The organism is Rhizobium sp. 25PS6 (assembly GCF_032464655.1).
Lineage (GTDB): Bacteria > Pseudomonadota > Alphaproteobacteria > Rhizobiales > Rhizobiaceae > Rhizobium > Rhizobium laguerreae.
On the sequence record NZ_JAWDIV010000007.1, the window covers coordinates 217,937 to 230,772 of the forward strand.

At 63.0% G+C, this 12,836-nt stretch carries 13 protein-coding genes; 5 read left to right on the forward strand and 8 right to left on the reverse strand.

Annotated features, from left to right (window positions below):
• The first annotated feature begins 77 nt into the window (after positions 1–77).
• Entirely contained in the window at positions 78–863 is a 786-nt protein-coding gene (locus RWK44_RS12715) for an SDR family oxidoreductase (protein WP_168282968.1), read from the forward strand.
• A gap of 27 nt (positions 864–890) precedes the next feature.
• Positions 891–1,589, forward strand: coding sequence for a ribonuclease activity regulator RraA (locus tag RWK44_RS12720; RefSeq protein ID WP_168273666.1), 699 nt, complete (start codon positions 891–893; stop codon positions 1,587–1,589).
• 260 nt (positions 1,590–1,849) lie between these two features.
• On the opposite strand, the gene RWK44_RS12725 is transcribed toward RWK44_RS12720, so the two are convergent.
• From RWK44_RS12725 to RWK44_RS12750, 6 genes are read right to left on the reverse strand one after another with little or no spacing between them, the layout of a single operon-like run.
• A complete protein-coding gene (locus RWK44_RS12725; RefSeq protein WP_131665795.1) occupies positions 1,850–3,139 on the reverse strand; it encodes an amidohydrolase family protein in 1,290 nt (429 codons plus the stop codon).
• 26 nt (positions 3,140–3,165) lie between these two features.
• The gene (locus RWK44_RS12730) at positions 3,166–4,110 is read right to left on the reverse strand and encodes an ABC transporter permease (protein ID WP_131665794.1); all 945 of its coding nucleotides are present in this window, start codon (positions 4,108–4,110) and stop codon (positions 3,166–3,168) included.
• Entirely contained in the window at positions 4,107–5,156 is a 1,050-nt protein-coding gene (locus tag RWK44_RS12735; RefSeq protein ID WP_222061962.1) for an ABC transporter permease, read from the reverse strand. The genes RWK44_RS12730 and RWK44_RS12735 overlap by 4 nt, the downstream gene beginning before the upstream one ends.
• Positions 5,146–6,678: an ABC transporter ATP-binding protein gene (locus RWK44_RS12740; RefSeq protein WP_131665792.1), complete on the reverse strand. Its 1,533-nt coding sequence runs from the start codon at positions 6,676–6,678 to the stop codon at positions 5,146–5,148. The genes RWK44_RS12735 and RWK44_RS12740 overlap by 11 nt, the downstream gene beginning before the upstream one ends.
• Complete coding sequence (locus RWK44_RS12745; RefSeq protein ID WP_316028873.1) at positions 6,675–8,087, reverse strand: amidase; 1,413 nt, start codon at positions 8,085–8,087, stop codon at positions 6,675–6,677. Before RWK44_RS12745 ends, RWK44_RS12740 begins: the two co-directional genes overlap by 4 nt.
• An 8-nt stretch (positions 8,088–8,095) precedes the next feature.
• Positions 8,096–9,082 carry a BMP family protein gene (locus RWK44_RS12750; protein ID WP_131665790.1) on the reverse strand — a complete coding sequence of 329 codons (987 nt, stop codon included), beginning with the start codon at positions 9,080–9,082 and terminating at the stop codon, positions 8,096–8,098.
• A 218-nt stretch (positions 9,083–9,300) separates the two neighbouring features.
• On the opposite strand from RWK44_RS12750, the gene RWK44_RS12755 reads away from it, so the two are divergent.
• Genes RWK44_RS12755 through RWK44_RS12765 form a run of 3 tightly spaced genes read left to right on the forward strand, consistent with a single transcriptional unit; the run spans position 9,301 to position 11,473 of the window.
• Complete coding sequence (locus tag RWK44_RS12755; RefSeq protein WP_221986563.1) at positions 9,301–9,930, forward strand: CDP-alcohol phosphatidyltransferase family protein; 630 nt, start codon at positions 9,301–9,303, stop codon at positions 9,928–9,930.
• Positions 9,927–10,547 (forward strand): lysophospholipid acyltransferase family protein, encoded by a 621-nt coding sequence (locus tag RWK44_RS12760; RefSeq protein WP_131665788.1) that lies wholly within the window; start codon positions 9,927–9,929, stop codon positions 10,545–10,547. The genes RWK44_RS12755 and RWK44_RS12760 overlap by 4 nt, the downstream gene beginning before the upstream one ends.
• On the forward strand, positions 10,544–11,473 hold the full coding sequence (locus tag RWK44_RS12765; protein ID WP_170269332.1) for a phosphatidate cytidylyltransferase: 930 nt from the start codon (positions 10,544–10,546) through the stop codon (positions 11,471–11,473). Before RWK44_RS12760 ends, RWK44_RS12765 begins: the two co-directional genes overlap by 4 nt.
• A gap of 13 nt (positions 11,474–11,486) precedes the next feature.
• Here the strand turns inward: RWK44_RS12765 and RWK44_RS12770 are convergent, their stop codons facing one another.
• Together RWK44_RS12770 and RWK44_RS12775 are read right to left on the reverse strand one after the other, a co-directional pair.
• The gene (locus RWK44_RS12770) at positions 11,487–11,810 is read right to left on the reverse strand and encodes a chaperone modulator CbpM (protein ID WP_026264673.1); all 324 of its coding nucleotides are present in this window, start codon (positions 11,808–11,810) and stop codon (positions 11,487–11,489) included.
• A 2-nt stretch (positions 11,811–11,812) separates the two neighbouring features.
• Positions 11,813–12,727, reverse strand: a complete 915-nt coding sequence (locus tag RWK44_RS12775) for a J domain-containing protein (RefSeq protein WP_316028874.1) — start codon at positions 12,725–12,727, stop codon at positions 11,813–11,815.
• Positions 12,728–12,836: the final 109 nt, after the last annotated feature.

Consider the following 12,836-nt stretch of genomic DNA (forward strand, 5'->3'; position numbering starts at 1 on the left):
GAACGAAGCAGAAGCCATATTTTATTTACGATCCATTGCTCCGAAAGATGGCCAGACCCTATGAGGAGATGGATGAAATGGATTTCGGCCTGAAAGACAAGACGGCCCTGGTGCTTGGCGCCGGCGGCGGACTGGGCAGCGCGATTGCCGTCAAGCTTGCGCGCGAAGGCGCCAGAATTGCCACGGCGGATATCGATCTCGCCGCCGCTGAGAAGACCGCGGCTGCGATCGAATCCGAAGGTGGCAAGGCGCTGGCACTGCAATGGGATCTTGCCGATCTCGGTTCGATCGATGCGCATGTCGCTGCAATCGAGCGCAAATTCGGCCCCGTCGATATCCTCGTCAACAATACCGGTGGCCCACCGCCGACCACTGTCTCCGGCCAGGATCCGACGGTCTGGAACCAGTATTTCCAGAGCATGGTACTCTCGGTCATCGCCATTACCGATCGTGTGCTGCCTCAGATGCGGGCGCGCAAATGGGGGCGCATCGTCACTTCGACCTCGTCGGGCGTGGTCGCGCCGATCCCCAATCTCGGCATTTCGAACGCGTTGCGCCTGTCATTGGTCGGCTGGTCGAAAACGCTGGCGCGCGAGGTCGGACGCGACGGCATCACCGTCAACATCGTCCTGCCCGGCCGGATCGCAACCGGCCGCATCACCTTCCTCGACGAGCAGAAGGCCAAACGCGAGAATCGCTCGATCGATGATGTTGTCGCTGAGAGCACCGGCAGCATTCCGCTCGGCCGCTATGGCCGGCCGGAAGAATATGGCAATGTCGTCACCTTCCTGGCGAGCGAGCCTGCCTCCTATCTCACCGGATCGGTGATCCGCGTCGATGGCGGCATGATCCAGAGCATCTGACAGAAACCGAGTTGGAACCGATACCCGATGGCCCTCAGCGCTGAAGCAATAGCAACCCTCAAGACCGTCTCGACGGCAACCCTGACGACCGTTCTTCTGAAGAAAGGCCTGCGGAACGTCTGGATCCGCGGCGCCGTTCCGCTAAAGCCCGGCCAGCCGCGCATCGTCGGGCCGGCCTTCACCCTGCGCTTCGTTCCGGCCCGCGAAGATCTGGCGACGCCGGCATCCTGGGCCTCGCCGATCTCGACACGCGCCGCGATCGAGGCGATGCCGGAAGGCTGTGTCGCCGTCGTCGATGCGATGGGCGTTACCGATGCCGGCATCTTCGGCGATATCCTCTGCGCCCGCATGCAGAAGAGGGGTGTCGCAGCCCTTGTCACCGACGGCGTCGTGCGCGACCTTGCCGGTGTGCTCGACACCAACCTGCCGGTCTGGTGCCGCGGCGTCGCAGCACCCCCCTCGGTCGCCGGCCTCACCTTCGTCGCCTGGCAGCAACCGATCGGCTGCGGCGGCGTTGCGGTCTTTCCTGACGACATCATCGTCGTCGACCAGGACGGCGCGGTGCTGATCCCGGCCGATCTGCTCGAGGTGGTGCTGGCGGAAGCGCCGGAACAGGAGCGCATGGAAGCCTGGATCATGACGAAGATCGAAGAAGGCGTGTCGCTGCCGGGCCTCTATCCGATGAACGCCGAAACCAAGGCGCTTTATGAGGCTTCGAAGAAGTAGCTTCCTGAATAGGGCGGATTGAAGGGCCGCGGCTTCGCGACCCCTCAATTTGTTGAAAGTCTCATTCTTCACTCGGCGTCATCCTCGGCCTTGTGCCGAGGATCTGCTAAGCCGGCCGTAGATACTCGGGACAAGCCCGAGCATGACGAAAGAGGAGTTGGCCGACTTGGTCAGCAGTCTGACGGGTCGCAGCTTTGCGGCCCTTTTCGCTGACTCCGATCCAAAGCTGCTCCCGCAAGCCGGTAAGCTTCCGTCGCACCTCAATAATGAGGCACGTAATCCAACCCGCCGTCGATCCGTGCCGGGCGCCCGTTGAGGAAAAGCTCCCCGATGCGCGGCGCCGAGCGGGCGATGATCTTGCCGCGGCGGATCACCGCCAGGCGGTTCGGCTTCAGCCGCAGCGCTTCCAGCGTGTCACTCGCCTGGAAGATGACGAGGTCGGCATTGCATCCCTTTTCGAGACCATAGCCTGCAAGCCCCATCGTTTTTGCCGAATTGACGGTCAGTGCGTCGAAGATCCTCTTCTTGTCCTCGATGCCGGCCATCTGCGCGACATGGATAGCCATATGGCCGACCTCCAGCATGTCGCCCGATCCCATCGAATACCAGGGGTCCATGACGCAATCGTGCCCGAAGGAAACATTGAGCCCCGCATCCATCAATTCCCTGACGCGGGTCATGCCGCGGCGTTTCGGATAGGTGTCGTGCCGGCCCTGCAGCATGATGTTGATCAGCGGATTGGGAATGACGTTGATCTCGGCCTCCGCCATCAGCGGAATAAGCTTGGAAACATAATAATTGTCCATCGAATGCATCGAAGTCAGATGCGAGCCGGCGACGCGTCCCTGTAGGCCGAAGCGGATGGTTTCTGCAGCCAGCGTCTCGATATGGCGCGAGAGCGGGTCGTCGGTTTCGTCGCAATGAATATCGACGGGCAGGCCACGATCGGCGGCGATGCGGCAGAGCGCCTCGACCGACGCCGTGCCTTCGCCCATCGTCCGTTCGAAATGGGGAATGCCGCCGACGATATCGACGCCCATGTCGAGGGCGCGGTTGAGCGCATCGATCGCGCCCGGCGAGCGGTAATAGCCGTCCTGGGGAAAGGCGACCAGCTGCAGATCGATATAGGGCGCGACCTTTTCGCGAACCTCGATCATCGCCTCGACGGTCACCAGCCTGGGATCGCTGGTATCGACATGGCTGCGAATGAAGAGCAGCCCCTGCGTCACCGCCAGGTCGCAATAGCGCAGCGCACGATCGACCAGTTCCTCCTTCGTCACGATCGGGCGCAACTCTCCCCAGAGCGCAATGCCCTCGAGCAGGGTGCCGGAGACGTTCATGCGCGGCAGGCCGAGCGACAGGGTGGCGTCCATGTGGAAATGCGGATCGACGAAGGGGGGGCTGACCAGCCGGCCGGTCGCGTCGATCTCTTCCTGCGCCTGCGCCTGGAGATTGGGCTCGACAGCGATGATCCTGCCGGCCTGAATGCCGATATCGATATTGTTTCGGCCATCGGGGAGATTTGCATTTCTGACGATCAGATCGAACATCGGAGCCTCATTGGATGTGGGCGGTTTCAGCGTTCGCCGCGGCGATAGGGCTGCATCAGCGCCTGTGGAACGCGGGCGCGGCGGGCCATGACGGCAAGGGCGGCAATGGAAAGGATATAGGGCGTCATCAGAAACAGCTGATAGGGCAAAAGCCCGCTCAGCGCGGTTTGCAATCGGAGCTGAAAGGCATCGAAGAAGGCAAAGAGCAGGGCGCCGAACAGCGCGCGGCCCGGCCGCCAGGAGGCGAAGACGACAAGCGCGATGCAGATCCAGCCACGCCCCTGCACCATGGTCGGGAAAAAGCTGTTGAACGCCGACAATGTCAGGAAGGCGCCGCCCATTCCCATCAGCGCGCTTCCTGCGATGACCGCGCCGTAGCGCACTTTCATCGGATTGACGCCCTGGGCCTCCGCCGCATGCGGATTCTCGCCGGTCATGCGGATTGCAAGCCCCACGGGCGTGCGGAAGATGATGTAGGCCATCAGCAGGGCGATCATGATCGCGAGATAGGTCGGCGCCGTCTGCGTGAAGAAGGCTGGCCCGATGAAGGGCAATGTCGAGAGACCGGGAATGGTGATCGGCTGGAACGGCACGATGGTGGGCGGAGTATTGGCAAGCGGCACGATCAGCCGGAAGACATAATAGCTGAAGCTGGAGGCAAAGAGCGTCACGCCGAGACCGGAGACGTGCTGGGAGAGACCGAGCGTCACCGTCAGGCCTGCATGCAGCAGACCGAAGACGCCGCCGGCGATTGCCGCGATCAACAGGCCGGTCCAGAGATCGGCCCCATGATACACGGAAAGCCAGCCGATCATCGCGCCGAAGGTCATGATGCCCTCGATGCCGAGATTGAGCACACCGGCGCGTTCGCACAGCAATGCGCCGAGCGTGCCGAAAATCAGCGGCGTGGCGATCCGCAGGATTGCCGCCCAGAGCCCGGCGGAAGCGATGATGTCGAACAGCTGCATCATCGCCGGATCCTGTATTGGGTAAAGAACAAGGCGATCAGCATCGTCAGCAGCGACAGCGCCACCGTGACATCGGCGATATAGGTCGGGATGCCGAGGCCGCGGCTCATACCATCCGCCCCCACGAACATGGTGGCCGTGAAAATGGCGGCGAAGACGACGCCGAGTGGATTGAGGTTGGCAAGCATGGCGACAACAATACCGGCATAGCCGAAGCCCGGCGACAGGTCGGTCGTCACATAACCCTTGACGCCCATGACCTCGATCGCTCCCGCCAACCCCGCAAGCCCGCCGGAGAGACAGGCGACCTTCACCAGCGTTCTACCGAGCGGGACGCCGGCGAAGATCGCGCCGCCGGGATTGAGGCCCGCTGCGCGCGACTGCATGCCGAACACGGTGCGGGACTGGACGAAATGGACGACGACCGCCAGCGCGATCGCGATCGCAAAGCCGATATGCAGGCGCGAGCGGGCGATCAGCTTCGGCAGCATGGCGTGATCGCTGACGGATTGCGACTGCGGCCAGCCGAAGGCCAGCGGATCCTTGAGAACGCCATCGATCAGCATCGAGACGAAGAGCACGGCAATGAAATTCAGCAGCAGGCTGGTGACGACTTCATCGACCGAGAAGCGCAGCCTGAGCCAGAGCGGGATCAGGATCAGCACCATCCCTGCAATGGCGCCGACCAGCAGCAGCAGCGGAATGAGGATGGGGGCGGGAAGATCGCCGAACAGTTTCGCGCTTGCCGCGGCAACGGCGATGGCGCCGAGATAGAATTGGCCCTCGGCGCCGATATTCCAGAGCCGCGCCCGAAAAGCGACGGCGGCAGCAAGCCCCGTCAGCATCAGCGGCGTTGCCCGCGTCAGCGTCTCGGTCGCCGACAGCCGCGAGCCGAAAGCACCGGTCAGGATGCGCCAATAGGCATCGAGCACTGGCGCGCCGGCGATTGATATCAGGATGCCGGCCAGCGCCAGTGCCGCGATGACCGCGATCACAGGGGTGACGATCAGCAGGTAAACCGGACGGTGCTCGCGGCGCTCAAATCGCATGGCCGGCCTCTGGGGTTTCCTGCCATTCGCCGGCCATCATCAGCCCCAGCCTGCGGGCATCGGCGTCTTCGGCCTCGACGGGCGGCGACAGGCGGCCACCGACGATCGCCTGTATGCGATCGGCAAGCGCGATCACCTCGTCGAGGTCCTCCGAGATCAGCAGCACGGCGGTACCCTGCCGGCGGGCTTCGAGCAGGCGTGCGTGCACGGCGGCCACGGCTCCTTCATCGAGGCCACGCGCCGGCTGCGCCGCGATCAGGATCCGCGGCCGCCGATGCAGATTGCGGCCGAGAATGAGCTTCTGCATATTGCCGCCGGAGAGCAGGCGGGTGCGGATGGCAGGGCCGCCGCCACGGACATCGAAGCCGTCGATAATTTCGCTCGCGAAAGCCATGCCCGCCTTGCGGTTGACGAGACCATGGCGCGAAAAGGCCGGCGATGCGAGGCGCTCCAGCACGGTGTTTTCCCAGATCGCCATTTCGCCGATCACGCCCTCTTCGTTGCGGTCCTCGGGTATGCGACCGATGCCGGCTTCGACGACATCCTCGACACTGAGATTGCCGATGGCTTCGCCAAACAGCAGAAGGTCGCCAGCGTTCCGCGCCAGCATACCGGAGAGAAAATGCGCCAGTGCCGCCTGGCCATTGCCGGAAACGCCGATGATGCCGAGGATCTCGCCCTGGTGAAGCCGGAAGCTGATCGATTTCAACCGGTCGACGCCGCCGATACGCACCGTCACATCGGCCGCTTCAAGGGCAACGGCACCCGGTGTCGACGGCTCGCGCACGGGCCTGGTCACGCGACGCCCGACCATCAGTTCGGCGAGTTCCGCCTTGCTGGTGTCCGACGCCTTACGTTCGGCAACCATCTTGCCGCCGCGTAAGACCACGATGCGGTCTGCAGCCGCCATCACCTCGTCGAGCTTGTGCGAGATGAAGATCAGCGACAGGCCCTGGCGGGCCATTTCCCTCAGCGTCGTGAACAGCCGTTCGGCCTCGATATTGGTCAATACCGCCGTCGGCTCGTCGAGGATCAGGATGCGGGCGTCGTTGTAGAGCGCCTTGAGGATCTCGACTCTCTGCTGCTCGCCGACCGACAGGTCGCCAAGGCGGGCATCCGGATCGACCTTGAGGCCGAAGCGCTCGGAAATTGTGAGCAGCTTCTTCCGCGCCGCCGACGTTCCCGAGCGCCAGGACCACAACCTTTCGGTGCCGGTCATGACATTTTCGAGAACGCTCAGATTGGGTGCGAGTGAAAAATGCTGATGCACCATGCCGACACCAGCGCGGATCGCCGCCCGCGGCTTGCCCTGCGGCACCTCCGTGCCTTCGATCAGGACTCGGCCGGCATCCGGCATGTAGTGGCCGAAAAGGATGCTCATCAGCGTGGTCTTACCGGCACCGTTCTCACCGAGCAGGGCCACGACCTCACCCCTTGCAAGCGTCATCGAGATATCGTCATTGGCGAGATTGTCGCCAAAGCGCTTGCTGACGCCGATAATTTCCAGCACAGGCCCGGTCATGACGGCAGTCCCGCGATGGGAAAACGATGCTGCCACCGCCCCTCGGCCTCCAGCCGGACGGCAAGCGACAGCAGGTGCGGCTCGTGACCCATCGGCGCCATCAGCTGCACCGGCAGCGGCATGGCGTGCTCATCCTGTCCGAAAGGCAGTGTCAAAGCAGGAAAACCCGAAATATTGGCGAGGCAGGCAAGCGGCGCAAATGCCGTCATCCGCTCGAGATGCAGATCCGTGTCGGCATGATCTGATGGAAAGGAACCGATCGCAAGAGGCGCGGAAGACAGCATCGGCATGACGATGCAATCGACCCTGTCGAACAGCGCCCAGAGCTTATGGCTCACCAGGACGGCCTCGTTCAGCGTGTTCCAGAGCGATGTGGCCGGAAGTGTCCGCCCGCGCGCCGCAAAGGCCTGCGTCAGAGGCTCGGCCCTGCTTTCATCAAGGGCCGCAACCTCGATGAGCGCCGCAAGGTTGACGGAGACGATATCGGCGAAGGCGCGACCACTGGCGGCGACGGCCCATTCGAAGTCGGCCCAGGTCAGTGGAACCATTTCGTGCCCGTCGCTCTCCAGCGCACGGGCCGCAGCCTCCACTGTTGCGAGCCGAACGCCCTCAGTCGGATAGACTGAGCCGGTATCGACAAGCAGCCCAATCCGCAAACGGCCGTTATCGCTATCAACAGGGGAGGGGTCAGGAAAAGGTCCTCGGGAATTGCCGCTCAGCCTGTCGAAAATCAGCGCGGTATCCCGCACCGAGCGGCAGACCGCGAGTTCGCTGGCGATACCGGCGAGATGGTTGCCGAAGGATGGCCCGCCCGGGATCGCGCCGCGCGTCGGTTTCATTCCGACAAGGCCACAGCAGGCGGCCGGCACACGGATCGAGCCGCCGGCATCGGTGGCATGCGCAATCGCGACGATCCCGGCGGCAACCGCTGCCGCCGCACCGCCGGAGGAGCCGCCCGCGGTTCGTGTCGGATCGAGGGGGTTGCGACAGACGGGCCCGATCGCCGGTTCGCTGGCGAGCGACAGGCCAAATTCCGGGCTCGTCGTCAGGCCGAACAGGCAGAAACCGGCGTCGCGGAAACGGGAGGCGAGATCGGAATCCGCTTCGCCGCCCTTTCTCTCAAACAGCCGGGAGCCGGCCGTCACCGGCAGCCCGGCGAATGGGCCGCCAAGATCCTTTGCCAAGGTCGGTACACCGGCGAAAGGCCGTACGGCAAAGCGACTGGGCGCGCTCCGCCGCTCCCGGTCGCGGTCCTCTGCCGAGACGAGGCCCATGGCGGCATCGAGATAGGCGATGGCGCCGAGCGGCTCCTGCCGCGCAGCCGCCTCAAGGGAAGCTTGCATCGCCTCCGCTGCGCTCAGGCTACCGCGCCTGATCGCTGCCGCCAGGTCTGTTGCATCGCCTTGCATGAGCCGAATTACTTCGGCTCGTCCATCATCTTCGGAACTTCGAAGGTGCCGGCCTTGATCTCCGCCCGTTTGGCTTCCATCGCAGCCTCGGCCTCGGCGGGCGCGACACCCTTCACGAAGACGATATCGCTGCCGCCTTCCTTCATCAGGCCGTAGGACGTGTAGTTCCGTCCGACCGGTTTTCCGGCAGCGACATCGGCGATCGCAGCGTCCAAGATCGGGCGGAAATACCACATGGCGTTGGCAAACACCGTATCCGGATAACGCGGCGTATAGTCGATCAGCGAGCCGACCGACTTGATGCCGCGTTCCTTGGCGGCATCGGCTGTGCCGATACGCTCGCCAAATAGAATGTCGGCGCCGGCGTCGATCTGGGCAAGACCGGCTTCGCGGGCCTTCGGCGGATCGAAGAAGGTGCCGATGAAGGAGACGAGGTGTTTTGCGTCCGGGTTGACCGCCTTGACGCCCGCCGCGAACGCATTGATCAGCATGTTGACCTCGGGGATCGGAATGGCGCCGACCGACCCGACGACATTCGACTTGGTCATCTTGCCCGCCAGCATGCCAGCGAGATAGGCGCCGTCATGGTTCCAGGTGCCAAAGACGCCGAAATTGTCGCCGGCCTGCTCGCCGCTCGAACCCAGCACGAAAGCGGTGTCGGGATAGTCGGTCGCGACCTGCCGGGCCTCTTTCTCCACCGCATAGGCCTCGCCGATGATCAGCTTGTTGCCCTGTTCGGCATATTCGCGCATGGCGCGCGGATAGTCGGTGCCGGAGACTCCTTCGGAGAAGACATATTCGATCACGCCTTCCTTGGCCGCGTCCTGCAGGGCCTTGTGCAGACAGGAGTTCCAGGCATTTTCGACCGGCGACGCATGAATGCCGGCAACCTTCAGCGGCGCAGCCGCCCTTGCCAGCGGGGCAAAGCCGCTGACCCCAAGCGCAATGCCGGACGCGATCACTGCCCGGCGTGAAATCAGCATATCTTTGGTCATTGAATGTTTCCCCTTTTTTACCATTTGGTTCAAAAATCATAATAGCGCCCAAAAATGTGTCAAGCAGCAAATAGGCTTAAAAATCAGGCTGTTCGACCCACACTCGCCGCCGGCTCGTCGAGGCGCGGAGACTATGGGGCTGGATTTACAAGGTGTTATGTCTTGGCGCGGCGACGTCGGCAGGATATGCAAGGATCATTGGGGTTGGGGGACATAAAATGGGGGAAGAAGAGGGCGCCTCGCGGCGACCGATCGCGAGCCGGTCGTCGTCCTGGGCTATCGGCCTCAGCGCATGGCTGGCGCGCAGCGGCGCGACACCGAACGGCATTTCGCTTTTATCGGTCGTATTCGCGGGTATAGGCGCAGCACTCATCGTTTTCACAACACATCCGATTGCCATGGTTTGTGCCGCTATCTCGGTGCAACTGCGGCTCGTCTGCAATCTGCTGGACGGAATGGTCGCGATCGAAGGCGGCAAGAAAACCAAGAGCGGGCCGCTCTACAATGAATTCCCCGACCGGGTCGCCGACAGCCTGTTTCTCGTCGCGGCCGGCTATGCCTGCGGCTTTGGCTGGCTCGGCTGGCTGGCTGCGCTGCTCGCCGCACTCACCGCCTATATCAGGGTCTTTGGAGGATCGGTCGGTCTTCCCCAAGACTTCAGCGGTATCATGGCCAAACAGCGCCGCATGGCGGTGCTGACGGCGGGCCTCCTCGCCCAGAGCGTCGAGACGCTGGTATCAGGCGGCCACTGGTCGCTAATCCTGGCATCCGCGGTCACCGCCGCCGGCAGCCTTGTCACCTGCATCACACGCACGATAACGCTTGCCCGTTCCCTGGAGAGACTATGATCGCGCTCGTCCGTCGGCTTCTCGTGCTGTTCGTCCGTATCCTGGTCGGCGCCCGAAGCGAGTGGCGCGGCTGTGCGCCCGATCCCAGCCGCCGCATCTATTTCGCCAATCACAACAGCCATATCGATACCGTCGCCGTCATGGCGGCCCTGCCATATCAGGTGCGCCGGATGACCCATCCGGTTGCGGCGCGCGATTATTGGGGAACGACCGCCTTTCGCCGTTTCATCGCGGAGAAAGGCCTGCGTGCCGTCCTAATAGACCGCAAGCCTCCGCCGGACAGCGATCCGCTGGCTCCGGTAGAGCGTCTGCTCGAGGAGGGACATTCGATCCTGATTTTTCCTGAGGGAACGAGAAGCACCACCGATGAGATCGCCCCGTTCCGCAGCGGCATCTATCGCCTCGCCTGCCGTTTTCCGGATGTCGATCTCGTGCCGATCCATCTCGACAACCTCCAGCGCATCCTGCCGAAGGGAAGCATGCTGATCGTCCCGATCACCTGCACGGCGCGCTTCGGCAAGCCGCTCCGCGTCGAACCAGGCGAGGAAAAGACCGAATTCCTGGCCCGTGCCCGTGCCGCGGTCATTGAGCTCGCAGATGGGGGGCATGCCGCATGACCAGCCTGTTCTCCATCGTGCTGGCCGCCATCCTCGGTCTGCTTGCCGTCGCCTCGGCCATCGGTTTTATCCTTCAGCGGCGCGCGACCGAACCCGGTTCAGTCGCCACCGTCCAAAACCTCAACGCCCGCATCCGCTCCTGGTGGATCATGGTCGCGGTGTTCGGCGGCGCGATCCTGCTCGGCGACACGGCGACGGTCATCCTGTTCGCATTCCTGTCCTTTATGGCGCTTCGCGAATTCTGGACGCTAACACCATCGCGGCGCGGCGATCACCTGGCGCTTTTCCTGTCCTTCTTCGTTGTGCTGCCGCTGCATTATGTCCTGCTCGGAACGGAGTGGTACGGCCTGTTTGCGATCTTCATTCCGGTCTATGCCTTCCTGATCCTGCCGGCGGTGGCGACCTTGACGGGTGACGTCAACGAATTCCTTGCCCGCAGCGCCAGGGTGCAATGGGGATTGATGCTGACGGTCTATTCGATCAGCCACGCTCCCGCCCTGCTCATGCTGGAGACCGGCACGCCGTCCGCACTTCTCCTGGTCTATCTGGTGGTGGTCGTGCAGCTCAGCGACGTCTTCCAATATGTCTGGGGCAAGCTCCTCGGAAAGCATCGTTTCTCGCCGAATATCAGCCCGTCGAAGACGATCGAAGGACTGGTCGGAGGCGGCGTCTCGGCCATCCTCGTGGGAACGCTGCTTTATCGCCTGACGCCGTTCTCGCCGCTGCAGGCAGCTGCCGTCAGCACGGTCATCGTCGTCGCAGGCTTCTTCGGCGGCTTCGTGCTCTCGGCCATCAAGCGCGATCTCAATGCCAAGGATTGGGGCTATGTGATCGAAGGCCATGGCGGCGTGCTCGACCGCCTGGACTCCATCACCTTCGCCGGGCCGCTGTTCTTCCACATCGTCCGCTATTGGTTCACCACGTAGAAGCTGGTTGTGGTTAAAACCGGTCGATCTCCTCGAGGCTCTCGAACAGTCGGCGCTGAACATCCTGCTCCTGCTTGCCGATGGCGGTCATCAGCTTGCCCATCGTTCCCCGCAGGCCGTGCAACTCGTCCACCAGCTCCATGACGATATCGACGCCGGCTTCATTGACACCCATGTTTCCCATGAGGTCGAGGATTAGCCGGGCGCGGGCGACGTCGGCGTCGCGAAATTGCCTTTTGCCGCCCGATGTCTCCGGGATCAGCCAACCCTGTTCGATCCAGAAGTCGAGCTGGACGATGTCGATTTTCAAGTAAAGACGGAATTCGAGATCATCCATGATCAAGCCTCCATGTTCTTTCTCGGATCGTAGGAGTTTGCCGTCGCCCATTCCTTCATGAAGGCCGTCAACCGCTCATCCGAGGCGTCGGGCAGCACGGTCTTCAGCGAGATGTAGACGTCGCCGTGTCCGCCGCCGCGTTTTGAAACACCTTTGCTCTTGAGACGCAGGACCTTGCCCGTGTTCGAATGAGGCGGCAGTGTCAGATTGACCGGTCCCGACGGCGTCGGCACGCGAACCTTGCCACCAAGCACGGCCTCACTGAGGGAGATCGGCAGCTCCAGGCGGATATCGTCGCCGTCACGCGTAAAGAAGCGGTGCGGGCGCACACGGATTTCGATCAGGGCATCGCCCACCGGCCCACCGCCGACGCCCGGCTCGCCCTTGCCGCGCAGCCGCAAGGTCTGCCCGTCGCGCGTCCCCGGCGGGATCTGTACGTCGAGCGCCGGACCATTCGGCATCTTGACCTCCGTCCTGGTGCCGTTGACGGCCTCGAGAAAGTCGACCTCCATGGAAAATTGCCGGTCACGGCCACGACCACGGGTCTGGCCGCCGCCGGCACGACGTGAAAAGAAGCTGGCGAAGATATCGTCGGCATCGCTGAAATCGGCAAAGCCGGCGCTGTTGTGGTAGGGATCGCCAGGCCCGCTCTTCGACGCGTAGTCGCGGTAATAATTGCGCTGCGCCCGCTCGGCGCCCGTTATATCGATCTCGCCGCGGTCGAAGCGTCCGCGTTTTTCCTCATCGCTCAATATCTCGTAGGCCGTTGAAATTTGCTTGAACCGTTCCTCAGCTTTTTTGTCGCCGGGGTTAAGGTCGGGGTGAAGTTTCTTGGCGAGCTTGCGGAACGCGCTTTGAATATCCTTTTGCGTTGCATCGCGTTTCACGCCCAGAAGCTCGTAGGGATCCTGGCTCATACATGTCTCCGGTCGGGCAGCGAATACTGCTGGTTGGCTTGGCAATGATATAGGTTGTCGAGCCGCCGCCGGGGAGGGGGAGGCCGGCCGCTATGATCGACGTCAATCC

Excerpts from the sequence above, each read along its gene's own strand:
- RWK44_RS12715 (WP_168282968.1), top strand. The coding sequence starts at position 78 with ATGGATTTCGGCCTGAAAGACAAGACGGCCCTGGTGCTTGGCGCCGGC.
- RWK44_RS12720 (WP_168273666.1), top strand. The coding sequence starts at position 891 with ATGGCCCTCAGCGCTGAAGCAATAGCAACCCTCAAGACCGTCTCGACG.
- RWK44_RS12725 (WP_131665795.1), bottom strand. The coding sequence starts at position 3,139 with ATGTTCGATCTGATCGTCAGAAATGCAAATCTCCCCGATGGCCGAAAC.
- RWK44_RS12730 (WP_131665794.1), bottom strand. The coding sequence starts at position 4,110 with ATGATGCAGCTGTTCGACATCATCGCTTCCGCCGGGCTCTGGGCGGCA.
- RWK44_RS12735 (WP_222061962.1), bottom strand. The coding sequence starts at position 5,156 with ATGCGATTTGAGCGCCGCGAGCACCGTCCGGTTTACCTGCTGATCGTC.
- RWK44_RS12740 (WP_131665792.1), bottom strand. The coding sequence starts at position 6,678 with ATGACCGGGCCTGTGCTGGAAATTATCGGCGTCAGCAAGCGCTTTGGC.
- RWK44_RS12745 (WP_316028873.1), bottom strand. The coding sequence starts at position 8,087 with ATGCAAGGCGATGCAACAGACCTGGCGGCAGCGATCAGGCGCGGTAGC.
- RWK44_RS12750 (WP_131665790.1), bottom strand. The coding sequence starts at position 9,082 with ATGACCAAAGATATGCTGATTTCACGCCGGGCAGTGATCGCGTCCGGC.
- RWK44_RS12755 (WP_221986563.1), top strand. The coding sequence starts at position 9,301 with ATGGGGGAAGAAGAGGGCGCCTCGCGGCGACCGATCGCGAGCCGGTCG.
- RWK44_RS12760 (WP_131665788.1), top strand. The coding sequence starts at position 9,927 with ATGATCGCGCTCGTCCGTCGGCTTCTCGTGCTGTTCGTCCGTATCCTG.
- RWK44_RS12765 (WP_170269332.1), top strand. The coding sequence starts at position 10,544 with ATGACCAGCCTGTTCTCCATCGTGCTGGCCGCCATCCTCGGTCTGCTT.
- RWK44_RS12770 (WP_026264673.1), bottom strand. The coding sequence starts at position 11,810 with ATGGATGATCTCGAATTCCGTCTTTACTTGAAAATCGACATCGTCCAG.
- RWK44_RS12775 (WP_316028874.1), bottom strand. The coding sequence starts at position 12,727 with ATGAGCCAGGATCCCTACGAGCTTCTGGGCGTGAAACGCGATGCAACG.